Raw genomic sequence first — 16,762 nt, 5'->3', positions numbered from 1 at the left:
CACCACATTCATACCTTACCCCCCTAGGGTAATCAATGGGTTGTGGTGGGCTGAGCTTCGGTGGTGGCGGTGAAGCCCAGCCATCCGCGGCGGTGCAACAGCAACAGGGCTGACGCCGCCGCCATGCCGGTGAGGACTAGAGCGATCCACACCAGTTCGGGCATGTCGCGGGTGGTGGCCGCGCTGAACAGCCACCCGGTCGCGGCGTTGCCGAGCAGAATCCCGATCCCGACGATGGTGTTGTAGAGCCCGTAGTGGGTGGCGACAAGCGTGCCGCGGGCCAGTCCCACCACCGTGTCCATTTCGAATGGGAACACTGCTGCGGTGGCGGCGGCGAGCAGAGCTGCGGTGAGTAGCAGGGCGGCGATGTTGAGGGCGATGTTGCGCTGATGCGTTGCGGTGCTGGCGACTAGGGGCAGGAAAGCTGCAGCCATCAGCGTCATTCCCACGCTCAGGCTGCCGGTGCTGCCCCAGCGGTTGCCGAACCATGTGGTGATGCGTAGCTGGCCGGCGATGGCCACCAGACCGGTCACCACGAACATTGCGGTGACAACACTGGTGGCGAGGGTGGGGTTGTCTGCTATGCGGTCGGCATGTAGGGGCAGGGCGAGGTAGACCTGGAAGGACAGCACGTAAGAGCTGGCCATCGCCGCAGCGAAGAGCAGGAATCGCCGGTTACGGACGACGCTGCGCCAGTCCTGAATGATTGAGGTGCTGCTCGGGGCAGGTGTTGTTGCGGGTAGCGCTTTGATCTGCACGAGGGTCAGGACCGCGAAAACTGCTGCCGCACAGAGAGAGGTGAGCCGGAAGTCCAGGGCGGTCAGGGCTAGTCCGACCAGCGGCCCGAGCAGGATCCCGGCCTGGTAGAACACGTTGAACACGGCGAATGCTTCGATGCGGCGCTCACCGGCGTCGGCGGCCAGGTAGGCCCGTACGGCGGGGTTGAACAGCGCCCCGGCGAATCCCGTTGCCGCCGAGGCGATCAGGATCGCCGGCAGCGAACTGACCAGGGCCAGTAGGACGAATCCGATGACCCTCATCAGGCATCCGGCGATGATGAGCGGTTTGTAACCCCAGCGGTCAGCGAGTGTTCCCCCGATCAGGAACATGCCCTGTTGGGAGAAGTTGCGTATCCCCAGGACCAGGCCCACTGCCCATGCGGCCAGGGCCAGCGGGCCGGCGAGGTAGGCGGCGAGGTAGGGCATGAGCATGTAGAAGCCGAGATTGATGGTGAACTGATTGACCATCAGCACTTGGCTGGGGCGATCGAAGCTGCGGAAACTGCGGTAGAGGCGTCGCATAGATCAGCTCGTGGGCTCGGCGTGCGGCACGCAAGTGGGGTCGATGATGGTAGGGCACCACGTCCAGCTGCTCGCGACCTGAGTGAGCGGATCGCTGATGGTGCGGGGTTCAGTGGGCGGCGCCGGGGCGCCGATCAGGTCGTGAGCGCGGCAGTACTCATCGTTGTAAATGGTTCCGTAGTAGCGAGCGGGGCCATCGGGGAACACCGCCGCGATGCGCGTATCGGCCGAACGAGTACGCGCCAGCCAGCCCGAGACCAGGGCCACCGCGCCCACGCTCCAGCCGCCGGTGGCGTAATGCGTGGCGGCCAGGGTGCGACATGCCCAGACTGCCTCGGCCGGCGCCACCCAGTGCACCTCACTGAACTGGTCATAGGCAACGTTGCGGGGGTAGATACTCGAGCCGAGTCCCCGCATAATCCGTGACTGTGCCGGCTGGCCGAAAATCGTCGAGCCAATGGTGTCTACGCCCACAACCTCCAGCTCAGGGTTGAACTGCCGCAGAGTATGAGCCACACCGGCTGAGTGCCCACCGGTGCCCACCGAGCACACCAGCACATCGATATGTCGCAGCTGCGCGATCAACTCCACACCCAACGAGCTGTAACCGGTCACGTTGTCGGGGTTGGAATACTGGTCGGGACACCACGCAGCCTCGTCGCGCTCGAGCAGGGTGCGCACGCGGTCGCGGCGGGCTTGTTGCCAACCCCCGACCGGATGGGGATCGCTGACGACATCGACCTGGGCGCCGTATGCGGCGAGCATCTGCCGCAAGATCGGTTCCAGTCCTGGATCGGTCACCAAGGTCACCGGATGCCCGAACACGATGCCCGCTAAAGCCAGGCCTAATCCCAGTGTCCCACTAGTTGATTCGATGATCCGCGCCCCCGGGGCCAGCTCTTCACGGGCGCGGGCGCGTTCCACCATGTGCAGCGCAGGCCGGTCTTTCATACCACCGGGGTTGAAGCCTTCCAGCTTGGCCCAGAAGCCGCGCCCGTGCTCGGCGAAGGGTTCCTCGATGCGCAACACCGGGGTGCCGCCCACCAGCTGACGACTCAGCCCAGCACGGGGCGACGCGGCTTCGGCGGGGAAGGTACTGGCGAATGGATCACTGGTGGTGAGGCTGTAGGAGACAGTCACACGGGCATCCTCTGCGTTGTTGAACAGGACGCCGCCGGGCAGAAATCAGATCATCAGTGTGAGAGGGAACTGTGTCGTAACGTTCCACCCGGCGACACCGCCACCTTGCCCACCGAACCTCAAGGCTGATCGGCAGCGTGGATCAAGATCTGCTCAAGAATGCCCACGAGGTTGGATGATCGTGTAGACCACCGCCACCATAGGAGCGTGCCCCAAGATCGCAACGTCGTCGACGACCTCCATATGCCGGTGGTCCGACCACCGCACGGTCTGCACGCCCTGGTGATCGAAGATGAGCCCGACATTGCCGAAGTCGTTGCTGACTACCTGCAGCGCAGCGGATTCACGGTCACCGTTGCGCCCGACGGCCAGGAGGGAGTCGCCGCCGCACGCACGGCGAGTCCGGCAGTAGTCATCCTCGACCTGGGCTTGCCGTCACTCGATGGCGTCGAGGTCTGTCGACAGTTGCGCACCTTCACCAACGCCTACATCGTGATGGTCACGGCCCGCGCGGACGAAGTCGACACAGTCGTTGGCCTGTCGGTGGGGGCCGATGACTACCTCACGAAACCATTTCGCCCTCGTGAGCTGATGGCGCGCATCGACGCCATGCTGCGCCGACCACGGCCGACCCCAACCGGCGAGTCGCACCCGCGGACGATAGGGGAGCTCACCCTCGACCCTCAGGGTCGTGAAGTCCAGGTGGAGAGCACACCCGTGGAGCTGACTCGGACTGAGTTCGACGTTCTCGAAGCGCTCACGCGGCGGCCCGGTGTTGTGTTCAGTCGAGAGCAACTGCTCACCGAAATCTGGGGACCCGACTGGGTCGGCGATGCCCACGTCGTCGAAGTCCATGTCGCCAGTCTGCGCCGCAAACTCGGTGACAGCGCCGTAGCCGGCCGATTCATCCGCACCGTTCGCGGAGTGGGCTACCGGATGGGTGACGGCCAACCTCGAGGAGCCAGCGATGAACGATGAACGTCGACGGTTACGTATCCCCGGCAGCTTCGGCTCCCGGCTCATGCTCGCTCAAGCTATCGTCATCGCCGGCGGCGGCATCAGCGTCGCGATCGTGGCACTATTCGTGGCTCCACACACCTTCCACGACCACCTCGGCCAAGCTCGCCTCGAGCCAGGGTCAGTTCAGGCCGACCATGTCGAAGCCGCGTTCACTTCCTCGATCGTCGTCTCAATGTCTGTCGCATTGATCACCTCGACGATCCTGGCCACGGCCGTCAGCTGGTTCCTGGCTCGCCGCGTACAACAGTCAGTCGCCAGTGTCGCCCGCTCAGCCGTGGCTATTGGCGCCGGCAACTACCGCACGCGCGTACCCGATCGCCAGCTCGGCACCGAGTTCACCCAGCTCAGCCGAGCTATCAACCAACTTGCACAACGGCTGGATTCACAAGACGACATCCGTAAGCGGATGCTGTCAGACCTTGCCCACGAACTGCGCACCCCACTGACCACCATCGGCGCGATCACCGACGCCATCGAAGACGGAATCCGGGCTCCCGACTCACAGACCTTTGACGTCGTGCGCACCGCCACCACCCGCCTGCAGCGTCTCGCCGAGGACATCGCGACCGTATCCAGCGCCGACGAGCATCAGATGCCCCTCCACCCGGCGACGATCACTGTCAACGAACTGCTCATCGCGACCTACGAAGAAGCCGCCGACCTGTTCACCGACGCCAAAGTCACGCTAGGCATCGTCACCACCGCCGCGCGCGTACACATCCATGTCGACGCCGAACGAATGAGCCAAGTACTGCTCAATCTGCTCACCAACGCGCTGCGACACAGCTCCCCGGGCCAGCGAGTCGTAGTGAAAGCCGACACCGCCCCGGCACACGCGGTGCGCATCAGCGTCGTCGACTGCGGTGACGGCATTCCCCCTCAACACCTTCCACACATCTTCGACCGCTTCTACCGCACCGACTCCTCACGCACCAGAGACGCCGGCGGCAGCGGAATCGGCCTCACCATCGCCCGCTCTATCGTCGAAGACCATGGGGGCACCTTGCTCGCCGAAAGCCTGGGAGCCGGACACGGAGCCACCTTCACCATCACGTTGCCGACCACCACCCGACGTCACATCCACCGCAGCACCCCTGGAACCGAATTCTCCGTGGCCTTCAAACACCGCCCGCGTCGCGGCGCTGCCGATGCGCTCCAACGGGACCAAGCTACTAACTGAGGTAGTCCGTCGTAAGATTGACCCGCATCTAGAGATGGTGGGTGAAAATGACTGGGCTGGGTTCACTGGAACGCGCAGTGATGGACGTGCTGTGGTCAGCCGGTGCGGCGATGTCGGTGCACGACCTAGTCGAGGAACTCCACGACCGCGAACCGGCCTACACCACAGTGCTCACCGTCGTCACCAACCTGCACAAAAAAGGGTTCGTCGGTCGAGAAAAAGTCAGCCGCGCCTACCGGTACTTCCCCATGCAGACCCGTGAAGAGGCCACCTCACGCACCTTGCGTCAGGTCCTCGACGCCAGCGGGGACTCCGCGGCAGTACTGATGCACTTCGCCCAGACCGTGACACCCGCCGAGCGTGAAGTGCTCAGCGAATACCTCACCCTTAAACCTCGCCACACCCGCGGCGGCGGCACCAAAGCCTAAGCCATAGAAACCCTCCGACAAGGGAAACTCCGGCGAGGCCCAGGCCCGACTACTCAACCGGTCGCGCGCCCCTTGACTGCTGGGAGTAGACGCGCCACCAGCGCACCGGCCACACCCGCAGCGAAGGCCGCAGCACTCAGAGCCGACACCCAGTCGTGCACATCCACAGCGGTCAGCACCCGCAGCTCAACCGGATCACCGCGCCCGACTCCTGAGCGGGGGTCGGATGGCACGAGATCCGACGTTCGGAGCAGCATCACCAGCCAGAACGCGGCCACCGCCTCAAACATCACCACAGCAAGACCCACCGCACGGGAGATCGTACGGGCAGGACCGCGCGGGCCGAACCGACCCGCACGCCGCACCGCGACACCGTCAGTCATGCCTCACCACCTCCCCGCACACCCGCATCACACCCCACTTCTACTAACCACCTTCGTATTTTGTGGCCATCGGGCGTGGGCGCCGGGAACGAGGGTCTCGAAGCAATCACCACAGGAGGCCGGCCGGGCCAGGCGGAAGACTATCGCGGCCACCAGACCGAAAATCGCGATCACACTGCCAGTACGGACCCACCTCGGGGGTCGATTGAGCTCTGCCCTCAACGCCAACTCGGCAATCGGATCAGCAGGCACCACACCACCCTCGATCGGCCCGCCCGTGGCGGCGAACACGATGAACACCCACATCGCCGAGGCCATCCACACGAGCGAGTCCACCATCACCGCCAACGACGCGCCGTGCAGACGAGCAGAAGACAGCATGAACGCCCCAACACAGAGCAGCGCCAACACGATAGCCGCCGCGAAAAAGCCCTGGGGAGCAACCACCATCACGCCGCCGGCCGCACTCACAGCAAGCGCACACGAAACGAGCGCCCGCCAAGCCTCCCCACCTCGACCCGGCCGACGGGCAGCGGCGACACCACACGCTACGACCGCACCGAACAGCCCCAAGAGTGCCCCTTGGGCCACAACGCTTGCGATCACCGCGCCTCCAACAGCCATCTTGAAACTAATCCAAATAGTAGTTCAGATGAGCCGGAGGACGCTGAGCGGAGGGGGAGTAGCCCTACCCCATGGATGAACCGAGGCCTCCCGAGGCGAGGAACCCTGGGCCGCGCTCACACCAGTCCCTAAAAGGTGTCTGCCACCCGACTTCGAGAGTGACCGCGCGGTACACGCCAAACTGGCGTGCCCGTAACTGGAAGCGCAACAACCAAGTGCTCTCTGGTATCAGATCTCCTGGCAGGTCCCCGATAGCCGGTCCAGGCAGGGGTCACGGTAGTAATGGCGCAAAAAACAACGAAGTTCGCGTAGTGCCTGGTCAGCGGGTAGACGGACGCTCTTGTTGGTGGCCGCTATCGGTGGCTGCGGTCGGGGCCGATGAGGCTGGTGATGCCGCGCATGGCTGCCGGTGAGGGTTTGAAGTAGCGGCGTAGGTTCTCGGGTTTGCGGTGGCGGGACTTGGCCATCAGCTCCACCAGGCTGGCACCGGCCTCGCCGAGATGCGTCAGGCCGGAATGCCGAAGTTCGTGCAGATCCCAACCGGTGCCGGGCCCATTCGTCGCGGTGGCGGCATCCAGCACGGCGCGGGCCTGGCCGTAGGACAGCCGGGCCAGCCCGGTGTCGGGGCAGATGTCCCGGTCGGCGGCGGCCTTTCCGGGGCCCGGTCGGCGGTGGGTGACGAACAGCGGTCCGCGGGTGCGGCCCTTGGTGAGGCGTGGCAGGAGCCGGGCGGTGCCCGCGTCCCAGTACACGAGCTCGTGCGCGTACTCGTGGTAGGTGGCACCGCGGCGGCGGGTGCGGGGCTTGGCGCCCTTGGACTTCACCGGGCAACACCGCCCGGCCAGATCGAGGTCCTCGATGTTGACCTGGAGCAGTTCCTCGGTGCGGGCGCAGGTTTCGTAGAGCATCCGCCACAGCGTCTTCTCCCGGAGGTCGATGTCGCGGCGGGCGATGAGCCGGTCGATCGCGGTGCGCGAGTGCACCGGGGTGGTGGAGTCCGGTGGAGTGGAGCGTTTCACCCAGGCCGGGACCGCCGGGGCGGTGTGGCCGTGCTCGCGGCACCACGCCAGCCACGACGCGACCGCGGCGCGGCGGGCGTTCCAGGTGTTGACTGCTGAGGAGCCCCACAGGGTTTCGAGGGTTTCACCGATCTCATCGTCGGCGACGTCGGCCAGCCGCCGGGTCTCGCCGAGCGTGGCGGTGGTCTTGTCGACGGCGATGCCGTAGGCGCGGCGGGTGTTCGGGGAGCCGATCGAGTCGAGGAAGCTGTCGCCGGCGGCGCGGACGGTGATCCCGGACGGCACGGTGGTACCTCCCTCACTGGGCTTGCCGCAGATAACAGGTCCGCGTCGCGCACCGCCGGAGCGGAGTCGGCGCAGGCCGGATGTCATGATGCTACAGATAACAGGGTGTTATCCGTGGCAGTCGGAAAATGGCCTCACCCGAGTACCGGGCGATGCTCATGGGGTGTCTATGCGCCGATTTCGCGGTGGACGCCGCCGGCGGCGGTGTTGACCGCTTCGGCGAGGGTGGGGTGGATGTGGATGGCTTGGGCGAGTTGGGTGTAGGTGGCGCCGGTGGTCATGGCGATGACGGCCTCGTGAACGAGGTTCCCGCCGTCGGGTCCGGCGATGTGGCAGCCGAGGATACGGTCGGTGGCGGCGTCGGCGACGAATTTGACCAGGCCGCGGGTGTTGCCGATGGCGCGGGCTTTCACGACGCCGGTGAAGTCCTGGCGCCCGACGACGACGTCGTAGCCGGCGGCGCGGGCGGCAGGTTCGGTGAGCCCGACGGCGCCGACTTCGGGGTCGGTGAACACCGCGTGCGGCACGATGCGCCCGGTTGTGGTGCGGTCCTGGCTTCGGAATATGGTGCGGTAGACGATGTCGGCGTCGTCGCGGGCGGTGTGGGTGAACATGGGCCCGCCGCGCAGATCGCCGAGCGCCCAAACATTTTCGGCGTCGGTGCGCAGGGAGGCGTCGACGGTGAGGAAGCCCTGTGGGTCGGGTTCGAGACCGAGGTACTCGAGGCCGAGATTGTCGCTGTTGGGGGTGCGTCCTGTCGCGATCAGCAGGTGGCTGCCGGTGATGTCGTCGGCTTCGCTGCCGGTGCAGCCGAGCCGGATGTTCCCGGTGGTGCCGGTGGCCGCGGTGCAGGTGGTGCCGGTGAGCACGGTGATGCCGTCGGCGGTCATGCCCTCTCTGACGGCGGCGGAGATGTCGGGGTCCTCGCCGGGCAGCAGCCGGTCGGCGCGTTGGATGAGGGTGACCTCGGAGCCGAATCGCCGGAACATTTGGGCGAACTCGCAGCCGACGTAGCCTCCGCCGACGACGAGCAGATGTGAGGGCAGGTCGGTGAGGTCCAGCAGGGTGCGGGAAGTGAAGTAGGGGACGGTGTCGAGGCCGTCGATGGCGGGGATGGTGATCCGGGTCGGGGCGGACAACACCCCGTGGCCTTACGGGCGCGGCGCCGCAGGGTGTAGCCGACGGCGGCGGCCACGACCAGCACGCCTGCGGCAAGCAGCCACGGGCTGGTCAAGACACCGCCGAGACCGGCGAGCACGCCGCCGGCGATCAGGGCGGGACCGGCGCAGCAGGCGACCATCACCAGCACGCCACCGGCCACTGCGAGCAGACCACCGAACCCGCCCGAGTCGTTGTCGGGTGTGTTCATCGCCTTGTTGTCGGGTGTGTTCATCGCCGCCCACTACCGTCCGCGGCGGGGATGCGCGGGCAGCAGCCCAGCGCGGCGGAGTTGTCGGCCGCCAGCGACCGCGCCAGCATCACCAGGTCAGCTACCCGCGGATCACCCACGGAGTACCGCAGTTTCTTCCCGTCGCGGCGCGCGAGGACATACCCGCAGTCGGCCAGGCAGGACAGGTGTACCGACACCCGGGGCTGCGAGATGCCGGCGTGTTCGACGCAGTCGGCGGAGGTGCGCTCCCCGGCGAGGATGAATTCGAGGAGCTTGAGCCGGGTCGGATCCGACAGGGCGCGAAAAAACTTCGCCGTCGTATCCAGATGCGTACACGCCGACTCGGCACCGGGCACGGTGACAGTGGCGGTGGTGGACCGGGCCATGGGATCGCCTCCACGAGACTTGAACTATTCGGATAAGCGCATAATATGGTTCCGGTAGATATTCGTCAACACGAATAGCAGCCGTTGTCGGTTCAGCGGTTGCCCGACCAGGAGGCACCCTCGTGACCTTGACAGATTCCCGCGCCGATCTGGCGATCATCGGTTCCGGCTCGGCGGCGTTCGCCGCCGCCATCGCCGCGGTCAACCTCGGCAAACGGGTGGTGATGGTGGAGCGCGGGACGGTCGGGGGCACGTGCGTGAACGTCGGGTGTGTGCCCTCGAAGGCGCTGCTGGCCGCCGCCGAGGCCCGCCACGCCGCCGAGGCGGCGGGCCGGTTCCCCGGGCTCACCCCCGCCGAGGTGCCGCTGGATTTCCCCGCCCTGATCGCGGGCAAGGACGCGCTGGTCGGGCAGCTGCAGGCGGAGAAGTATGTCGACCTGGCCGCCGACTACGGGTGGGAGATCGTCTCCGGCACCGCGGTGTTCGACGGCAGCGCCGAGGCACCCGTGCTGCGGGTCGCGCGCGCCGAGGGCGGTGTACGGGTGATCGAGGCCGACCAGTATCTGATCGCCACCGGTGCCGCGCCCTGGGCTCCGCCGATCGACGGCCTCGTTGAGGCCGGGTATCTGACCTCGACCACCGCCATGGACCTCCAGCAGCTGCCGGAGTCGCTGATCGTGGTGGGTGCGGGCTATGTGGGGCTCGAGCAGGCCCAGCTGTTCGCCCGCCTGGGCAGCAAGGTCACGGTGATCGCGCGTAGCCGGCTGACCTCGGGTGAGGAACCGGAAATCTCGGCCGCGCTCGAGGCCGTCTTCGCCCACGAGCGCATCGACGTGCTCACCGCCGCCACCGTCGAGAAGGTCCTCGCCGACGACGGGCACAAGGTGGTGACCGTGCGCACCGGCGGCGGCGCCAGCACCGAGCTGCGGGCCGAGCAGGTGCTGATGGCCACCGGCCGCCGCCCCAACACCGCCGGGCTGGGCCTGGATGCGGTCGGCGTCGCCGTCGACGAGCGGGGCGCGGTCGTGGTCGACGACCGCCAGCGCAGCAGCAATCCGCGCATCTGGGCGGCCGGGGACGTGGCCGGGGATCCGCAGTTCGTGTACGTGGCCGCCGCGCAGGGCACCCTGGTCGCCGACAACGCCCTGGCCGGTGCCGATCGCGTCCTGGACTACACCACGGTGCCGCGCGTGACGTTCACCAGCCCCGCGATCGCCTCGGTCGGACTGACCGACGCGCAAGCCGCCGCGGCCGGGCTGGCCTGCCAGTGCCGGGTGCTGGGGTTGTCGAGCGTGCCGCGGGCGCTGGTCAACCGGGACACCCGCGGCCTGGTCAAGATCGTCGCCGAAGCCGGCACCGGCCGGATCATGGGCGTGCACGCCCTCAGCGACGGCGCCGGGGACCTGATCACCGCCGCCACCTATGCGATGACCGCGGGTCTGACCGTCGACCGGCTCGCCCACACCTGGGCGCCGTACCTGACCATGGCCGAAGCGCTGAAACTGACCGCGCAGACTTTCACCACCGACGTCACCAAACTGTCCTGCTGCGCAGGCTGACGCCGTCGGACGGGAGGCAGTGATGAACGGACACATGACGATCGGGGACCTCTCGGCCCGCACCGGGGTGCCGGTGAAGGCGCTGCGCGAGTACACCGACCTCGGCCTGATCTACACCCTGGGCCGCAGCCCGGCCGGCTACCGCCTCTACACCGACGACGCGGAGTGGTGCGTGCGGTTCATCGGCGAGCTGCGCGGCCTCGGGCTCACCATCGCCGAGATCTGCCAGCTCACCTCCACCGACCGTGACGACCACGGCCGTTCGGTCGGCGCCCATCTCGCCGAGCTGCTGCAGCGGTCGCGGCAGCGGCTGCGCCAGCGCATCGCCGATGCCGAGCAGATCCTCGACCGCATCGACGCCTTCGAAACCGCACACCGTGCGCATCTGGCCACCGACGACCTGTGCTGGGCCGGTGACCCGTGCGGATGCGAGCTACGGGCTTGACCCTCACCCCGGGGACAGACCCTACCGTCGGCACCGTCACTGTCCGATCGCCCTCGAGGAGTCCGATCCCATGAGTACCGACAACCTCACTGCCGACGTTTTCGCCAAGATCCTGCCCGCCGGCCGGGACCGGGCGCTGATGCGCGCCGCGCTGCGGCTGCTCACCCACGGCACCCCGGTCACCGTCACCGAACTCGCCGCCGCCGCGGGAGTGCCCGACCTCGACCCCGCGCAGACGCCGATCGGCGCCGACGTCGAATACGACGAGGCCGGCCGGATCGTCGGCTGGGGCCTGACCCTCAACCCGACCCCGCACCGGTTCAGCGTCGGTGGCCACCAGCTCTACACCTGGTGTGCCCCCGACACCCTCATCTTCCCCGCCGTCATCGGCGCACCCGCCTGCATCGAATCCGACTGCCCGATCACGGGCACCACCGTGCGCCTGACCATCGACCCCGTCACCGGGGTCAGCGACCTGGAACCGGCCACCGCGATGGTGGCCTTCGTCGACCCCGACCGGATCCAGCCCGGTCACCTCCGCGCCACCTGCTGCAACCCGCAGATGTTCCTCGCCACCTCCGACGCCGCCCACCACTGGCAGGCGAAATTCCCAGGCATGACGGTGCTGCCGGTCACCGACGCCTACCACCAGCTCGCCCGCCCCCTCGCCGACGCGATCACCGACCCGACCACGACCACCGGAACCAGCGCCTGCTGCTAGATCGCGCCGCCGCCGATCCGGGCCGGCGCTGCGGGTCAGAACAGGGTGTCCCGCACGCGCAGCGGCCGGTACCCGGTGGGGCCGAGCTGGGCGAGTTCGGCGTCGATGTCGACCTCGATGGCGCCGAAGAAGTTGATGTTCTCGCTGTGGGCCGGGGAGATGTGCGTCAGCACCTCGTCGTCGATGCGCCGCCCGGCCCGCCGCATCTGTTCGGTCGCCAGCCCGTAATACTCTGTGGTCCAGGCGATGACGGCGTTGGTCGCCAACGTGAGGCACCATGCCTGTTCGGTCTGTCCCTCCAGGTGCCTCGCGCGCACGGCGCCTTCGTGCGCGTAGAGCAGGTCGCGGCGGAGCGCGTGCAGGGATTCGCCCTTGTTGAGCTGTCGGGAGATCTTGCGCCGATAGCCCGGGTCGGACAGGTACCGGGCGGCGTAGATCGTGCGCCGCAGCGCCCCGTATTCCTTGAGCGCCGCCGCGAGGGCGTTCTGCCGGCCCGACGCGGAGAGCTTGCCGACCAGCAGCGACGCGGTGGCGTGCCCGAACTTCAGCGACCCGCTCAGCCGGAGCAGGTCGTCGTAGTGCTCGGCGATGAGATCCAGATTCAGCTTGCGGGTCAGCAGCGGCCCGGCGTGCGGGAACGCGGACTCCACCTGGGCCCGAGGCGCCGCCCGATACAGGGTGATCCGGCCCAGGTCCCGGATGCGGGGCGAGAGCTGCAATCCGAGCAGGTCGAACAGCCCGAAGTTCACGAGGGTGACGCCGTGCGTGTCGGTCGCATGCTCGGTGATCGGCAGATCCGTTGCATTGCCGAGGATTTCGTCCAGCACGTAGTGAGCTTCGCGTCTCGTCGCGACGATGACCTTGGTGCCGTAGGTGGCGTGCTGATCGGTGACATGGGTATACGTGCTCAGTCCTTCGTTCGCGAAATAGCGGCTCAACGCTCTGGCGGTGACCGATTTGCCGCGGGTCGGGAACCGTTGCCCATCACTCGACGACAGGGTGCCGGCGCCGAAGACCGGGGTCAGCGGCAGCCTTTGGTGGTAGTCGATGATCGTCAGGTTCGCCGCCCGCAGCGTCTCCTCCCGCACATACCATTCGCTGGTCCAGGCCAGGATGTCGTAGGAGAGGCCCGACGCCTCGGCCATTCGGGTCAGCCCGAGGTTGGTGGAGTAGGCCAGCAGGACGGCGATGAGGTTGCGTTTCAGCTCCGGGCTGCGGGCCTGTTTGCCGCCGGCGTGGGTGAAGCAGTCCAGGTAGCCGGTGCGTTTGTCCAGCTCGATCAGCAGCGACACGATCGGCGCGAACGGCAGCATCTCCGTCAGCTCGGCCTTGAGCGCCGTCGCCTCCGCGGGCACATCCTCCGCCGACAGCGGTGAGATCACCAGGTCACCGGCCTCATCGAGACGGACCGGCCCGTCGCCGCCGGCGAGCACCTTCTCCAACTCGCCCATAGCGGCGTCGAGCTCGTCGGTGGCGGTCGCCAGCGCGCGAGCGGGATCAGCGGACTTGCCGACCAGGCGGCAGAACTCGTCACGCTGCGGCTCCCACGCCTGCGGGGTCAGCAGGTACGCGGCCGGGTCGGCGTAGCGGCGCGACCCCGGCACGAACACATCCCCGCTGCGCAACCCGTCACGCAGCCCCAGCAGCACGCACAGCTCCCAGTAGTGCCGATAGGCGGTGGTGTTACCGGCTTTGCGGGCCTCGTCGAGGTAGCCGCGCCACTTCGTCGGCACGAACCCGGTCGGCGCGTCGTCGGGCACCTTGCGGGTACCGGTCGCGTTCAGCTCCCGCAGCATGTGCACCCCGATCAGCAGCTCGGTCGCGGCGGTGCCGCCGGCGAACCGGACTGTCGACAGCACCTGCGGGGTGAACTGCCGCAGGTAGGAGTACGAGCTGTCCAGAGCGGCCAGGTGCCCGTGATCGCGCGGCAGCCGAGGCTTGGCCTGCGCGACCGCGGCCCGCAACCGCTCCCATCCGATCCGATCGCCCCGGATCAGGCCGCCGATCTCCTCGTCGGGGATCTGCAGGTCACAGACGATCGCCAGCAGGTCGTCGAGCAACCCCTGCCGATCCTCTCCGGCCTTACCGCGCTCGGCCAGCTCGTCGCGCATCCGGCGTTCGGCCTTGCTCAACCTGGCCGAGATCGCCTGATCGAACAGCTGCACCACCTCGTCGAGCACATCGGTGGCCGACTGCGCCAACACGGTGAGCAGAATCGGGTAGCGGCGTTGCGGATCCCGGCGTTCGAGGGCTTGGCCCGTCAAGCGGCGGCCCACCGTCGCCAGGAACCGCCGCCGCTCCGCCGGCAGCACCGACATGTCCAGCTCATCCGCGCCCAGGTTGCGCAGGAACACCAGCTTCTCGACCTCGGCCTTCACCGCGGTCGCCGACGCCTCCACCGGGCCGGTCGACAACCACCGCAACCGCGACATCTCGATCGACGGGTCGACGACCAGCAACGCATTCAGTTCCTTACACCGCTGCGGCGTGAACTCGCGCGCCAACCGGTCGTAGGTCTCCCGCTGCGCCCGCGTGCGAGCGTGCGCGACCCGGCGGACCACCGTTTCCGGGCCCGGCCGGATCACCCGCGCCGAGATCAGGTACTCACACGCCAGCCGGAACAACAGCGTCGGCGAATCGTGCTCCATCGCCCGCGCCAGCAGAAACTCATCCAGCTCCTTCAACTCCATCGCCCCGGCAGGCCGCCACCCCAGATACTGGGCCACCAGCCGCACATGCTCGGTCCGCGTCTGCGCCCGCTTGCCATACGAACGAAGCTGCGCTGCATCGATATTCAGCTGATCCGCCAGCCGGGCCACCGCCACCGGCGGCGCCGACGGCACCTTGTCCGGCACGAACCCCAGCCACGGCAAGGTGCACAACGCCACCGCCAGGCCCAGACGGACCGCAGGGCCCCTGCCCTGCGGAGCAACAAACGCCAGATCCGCCGGGGTCAGCGTGAAGTACCGGAACAACTCCTCACGACTGATCTCCGGGAACTCCCGCAGGCGCTGCAACTCCTCGTCCGCGAATACCCGCGTCGCCACGAACCCCAGCCTCCAACACGCCGACCAACCTCATCGGCAGACAAGCCAAGCACCAACCACCCCGGCCCGCAGCCCGAACCGAGAAATCGCCGCTGACCAGGCACTACGCGAACTTCGTTGTTTTTTGCGCCATTACTACCGGGACCCCAGGCAGTTCTAGAGCCAGTTTCTTCTAGCTGTCGGTCAGTCGATCTCGCAGCCCACAGGGTGGTGCTGGTGGGTGCATCGGGCAGCGTACTCGGCCGGGGTCTGGTAGCCCAGCGCCGAGTGGCGGTGCCGGTGGTTGTGGTCGTCTTTGAAATCGTCGATCACCACGCGAGCTTCGAGCAGGGTGGGCCAGCAGTTGCGGTTCAGGCACTCGTCGCGAAGCCGGTTGTTGAACGATTCGATGAATCCGTTGTTCCACGGCGTGCCGGGCGGAATATAGGAGATGCCTACCGACCCTGCACAGAACGCCTGGAGCGCCTCTGAGATGAACTCAGGGCCGTTGTCCATGCGTAGCACCATGGGTGGGCCACCCCAGATCGCGAAGGTCTTCTCCAATTCCTCGACCAACCGGTCGGCGGTGATCGAGCGATCCACGATGTTGAGCAACGACATCCGGGTGTGTTCATCGACCATTGATGCGATCTTGACCTTCTTGCCATCCACGGTCGAGTCAAACTGAAAGTCCAATGCCCACACCACCTTCGGCGCATCCGCCGCCACGATCGGCACTGACGATTGCCCGGCTCGTTTGCGCCGCGGCGCCCGGCGCACCTGCAGGCCCTCCTCCGTCCACAGCCGATGCACCTTCTTCTTGTTCACCTCGATACCGTCGTCGAACCGCAGGTGCGCCCACGCCCGCCGGAACCCGTGTCGCGGGTGCTTGCGGGCGTAGGTGCGTAGCTGTGCACGCATACCAGCGTCCGGGTCGGCCGGTGTCTGAGCCAACGGCAGACGCCGGTAGGTAGACCGTGAAAGCCCAACAACCCTGCACGCCATACGTTCTGACATGTTCTTCACGTCTTTGAGCATGTCGATCGCGGCGCGTTTGGCGGTCGGGCTCAGAATTTTCCCTTGGCGATCTCCCGCAGCGCGTCTTTCTCCAACTCGGCGTCGGCGAGCAGGCGCTTGAGCCGGCCGTTCTGCTCGCGTAGCTTCTTGAGTTCCTTGGCGGCATCAGCGTCCATACCGCCGTACTGGCGGCGCCAGTTGTACAAGGTGGCCGCCGACACCTCGAGGTCGGCGGCGATCTCCTCGCCGTTCTTGCCCTCGGCCGCCAGTTCATCGGCTCGGCGCAACTTGCGCACGATGTCCTCAGCCGAGTGACGCTTCCGTCCCGCCATGATCCCTATCGTCCCTTCTCCGCCCTCAACAGGGCAATCAGGACTCTAGAACCACCCGGACCGGTTCACGGGGGACACGCCACTCCGACCGTGGGTGAGTGCGATTGACGGGCTTTGCAGCCGAGGCGCGTGCCGCGCCGTGTGCCGTTGATCGCGACCGCAAGAGTGTTGCGGCTCAATCTTGTGTCTGCGTGAACGCTGGTAGCAGGATCGCACCGATGAACCACGGGGCGTCGTCAGCGTCAAGGCGTCCGGCGCGTACTTCCTCGGCTGCCGCGTTCATCACCACGTGGGTGGTGGTCAGGAGCCACGTCACGGGCAGATCAGTTCGGAACGCATCTTCGCGTTGTCCACCTCGATCGGATTGCTGGTCGCCGGCCCGGTTGTCGGGCTGTGGTTCGTCATCCGCCAGCTGCGCGCTCAACGTCATCATCGGCTGGGTGCTCACTACAGCCGTCGTGGCCGGGGTGAACCGTCTGATCAACCGCTCCTAACCTCGGGTGCGA

16 protein-coding genes are annotated in these 16,762 nt (G+C 67.1%); 6 read left to right on the top strand and 10 right to left on the bottom strand.

What is annotated here, in order from left to right; translation table 11 throughout:
- Positions 1 to 32: 32 nt before the first annotated feature.
- Positions 33 to 1,301 (bottom strand): MFS transporter, encoded by a 1,269-nt coding sequence (locus tag GAA2_RS10920; protein ID WP_024499318.1) that lies wholly within the window; start codon positions 1,299 to 1,301, stop codon positions 33 to 35.
- 3 nt (positions 1,302 to 1,304) lie between these two features.
- A complete protein-coding gene (locus tag GAA2_RS10915; RefSeq protein ID WP_024499319.1) occupies positions 1,305 to 2,441 on the bottom strand; it encodes a PLP-dependent cysteine synthase family protein in 1,137 nt (378 codons plus the stop codon).
- 243 nt (positions 2,442 to 2,684) lie between these two features.
- Here GAA2_RS10915 and GAA2_RS10910 point away from each other — a divergent pair, with 243 nt between their 5' ends.
- The 3 genes from GAA2_RS10910 to GAA2_RS10900 are packed head-to-tail and all read left to right on the top strand — an operon-like array spanning position 2,685 to position 5,069.
- A complete protein-coding gene (locus GAA2_RS10910; protein ID WP_005180009.1) occupies positions 2,685 to 3,419 on the top strand; it encodes a response regulator transcription factor in 735 nt (244 codons plus the stop codon).
- Complete coding sequence (locus GAA2_RS10905) at positions 3,409 to 4,641, top strand: sensor histidine kinase (protein ID WP_005195289.1); 1,233 nt, start codon at positions 3,409 to 3,411, stop codon at positions 4,639 to 4,641. Before GAA2_RS10910 ends, GAA2_RS10905 begins: the two co-directional genes overlap by 11 nt.
- A gap of 47 nt (positions 4,642 to 4,688) precedes the next feature.
- Entirely contained in the window at positions 4,689 to 5,069 is a 381-nt protein-coding gene (locus tag GAA2_RS10900) for a BlaI/MecI/CopY family transcriptional regulator (RefSeq protein WP_005180013.1), read from the top strand.
- A gap of 53 nt (positions 5,070 to 5,122) precedes the next feature.
- Here the strand turns inward: GAA2_RS10900 and GAA2_RS10895 are convergent, their stop codons facing one another.
- The 5 genes from GAA2_RS10895 to GAA2_RS10875 form a co-directional block, all read right to left on the bottom strand.
- The gene (locus tag GAA2_RS10895) at positions 5,123 to 5,452 is read right to left on the bottom strand and encodes a hypothetical protein (RefSeq protein ID WP_005195283.1); all 330 of its coding nucleotides are present in this window, start codon (positions 5,450 to 5,452) and stop codon (positions 5,123 to 5,125) included.
- A 27-nt stretch (positions 5,453 to 5,479) separates the two neighbouring features.
- Positions 5,480 to 5,923 carry a hypothetical protein gene (locus GAA2_RS10890; protein WP_231742666.1) on the bottom strand — a complete coding sequence of 148 codons (444 nt, stop codon included), beginning with the start codon at positions 5,921 to 5,923 and terminating at the stop codon, positions 5,480 to 5,482.
- A gap of 506 nt (positions 5,924 to 6,429) precedes the next feature.
- On the bottom strand, positions 6,430 to 7,380 hold the full coding sequence (locus GAA2_RS10885; protein ID WP_005195278.1) for a tyrosine-type recombinase/integrase: 951 nt from the start codon (positions 7,378 to 7,380) through the stop codon (positions 6,430 to 6,432).
- 167 nt (positions 7,381 to 7,547) lie between these two features.
- Positions 7,548 to 8,522 carry a dihydrolipoyl dehydrogenase family protein gene (locus GAA2_RS10880; protein ID WP_005195276.1) on the bottom strand — a complete coding sequence of 325 codons (975 nt, stop codon included), beginning with the start codon at positions 8,520 to 8,522 and terminating at the stop codon, positions 7,548 to 7,550.
- A gap of 247 nt (positions 8,523 to 8,769) precedes the next feature.
- Complete coding sequence (locus GAA2_RS10875) at positions 8,770 to 9,156, bottom strand: ArsR/SmtB family transcription factor (RefSeq protein ID WP_004018626.1); 387 nt, start codon at positions 9,154 to 9,156, stop codon at positions 8,770 to 8,772.
- 122 nt (positions 9,157 to 9,278) lie between these two features.
- Here GAA2_RS10875 and merA point away from each other — a divergent pair, with 122 nt between their 5' ends.
- The 3 genes from merA (at position 9,279) to merB (ending at position 11,881) form a co-directional block, all read left to right on the top strand.
- Complete coding sequence (gene merA, locus GAA2_RS10870) at positions 9,279 to 10,715, top strand: mercury(II) reductase (protein ID WP_005195274.1); 1,437 nt, start codon at positions 9,279 to 9,281, stop codon at positions 10,713 to 10,715.
- 22 nt (positions 10,716 to 10,737) lie between these two features.
- Positions 10,738 to 11,160, top strand: a complete 423-nt coding sequence (locus tag GAA2_RS10865) for a MerR family transcriptional regulator (RefSeq protein WP_005203167.1) — start codon at positions 10,738 to 10,740, stop codon at positions 11,158 to 11,160.
- A gap of 70 nt (positions 11,161 to 11,230) precedes the next feature.
- On the top strand, positions 11,231 to 11,881 hold the full coding sequence (merB, locus tag GAA2_RS10860; protein ID WP_005195267.1) for an organomercurial lyase MerB: 651 nt from the start codon (positions 11,231 to 11,233) through the stop codon (positions 11,879 to 11,881).
- Between the two features lie 35 nt (positions 11,882 to 11,916).
- Here merB and GAA2_RS10855 read toward each other — a convergent pair whose 3' ends face one another.
- The 3 genes from GAA2_RS10855 to GAA2_RS22960 all read right to left on the bottom strand — a co-directional run bounded on the left by GAA2_RS10855 (position 11,917) and on the right by GAA2_RS22960 (position 16,704).
- Positions 11,917 to 14,928, bottom strand: a complete 3,012-nt coding sequence (locus tag GAA2_RS10855) for a Tn3 family transposase (RefSeq protein WP_005195266.1) — start codon at positions 14,926 to 14,928, stop codon at positions 11,917 to 11,919.
- 183 nt (positions 14,929 to 15,111) lie between these two features.
- A protein-coding gene (locus GAA2_RS10850; RefSeq protein WP_085950783.1) for an IS3 family transposase occupies positions 15,112 to 16,256 on the bottom strand; the annotation gives its coding sequence in 2 pieces (ribosomal slippage) (positions 15,112 to 15,989 and positions 15,989 to 16,256; 1,146 coding nt in all).
- A 175-nt stretch (positions 16,257 to 16,431) separates the two neighbouring features.
- Positions 16,432 to 16,704 (bottom strand): hypothetical protein, encoded by a 273-nt coding sequence (locus GAA2_RS22960; protein ID WP_024497892.1) that lies wholly within the window; start codon positions 16,702 to 16,704, stop codon positions 16,432 to 16,434.
- Between the last annotated feature and the right edge of the window lie 58 nt (positions 16,705 to 16,762).

The sequence above is a fragment of the Gordonia ajococcus genome (assembly GCF_012974285.1).
Taxonomy (GTDB): domain Bacteria; phylum Actinomycetota; class Actinomycetes; order Mycobacteriales; family Mycobacteriaceae; genus Gordonia; species Gordonia amicalis.
This window is presented reverse-complemented; position numbering and strand designations above follow the sequence as displayed.

Bases quoted from the DNA above. Each gene is read 5' to 3' on its own strand.
- GAA2_RS10920 (WP_024499318.1), bottom strand. From the start codon at position 1,301: ATGCGACGCCTCTACCGCAGTTTCCGCAGCTTCGATCGCCCCAGCCAA.
- GAA2_RS10910 (WP_005180009.1), top strand. From the start codon at position 2,685: ATGCCGGTGGTCCGACCACCGCACGGTCTGCACGCCCTGGTGATCGAA.
- GAA2_RS10905 (WP_005195289.1), top strand. From the start codon at position 3,409: ATGAACGATGAACGTCGACGGTTACGTATCCCCGGCAGCTTCGGCTCC.
- GAA2_RS10900 (WP_005180013.1), top strand. From the start codon at position 4,689: ATGACTGGGCTGGGTTCACTGGAACGCGCAGTGATGGACGTGCTGTGG.
- GAA2_RS10895 (WP_005195283.1), bottom strand. From the start codon at position 5,452: ATGACTGACGGTGTCGCGGTGCGGCGTGCGGGTCGGTTCGGCCCGCGC.
- GAA2_RS10875 (WP_004018626.1), bottom strand. From the start codon at position 9,156: ATGGCCCGGTCCACCACCGCCACTGTCACCGTGCCCGGTGCCGAGTCG.
- GAA2_RS10865 (WP_005203167.1), top strand. From the start codon at position 10,738: ATGAACGGACACATGACGATCGGGGACCTCTCGGCCCGCACCGGGGTG.
- merB (WP_005195267.1), top strand. From the start codon at position 11,231: ATGAGTACCGACAACCTCACTGCCGACGTTTTCGCCAAGATCCTGCCC.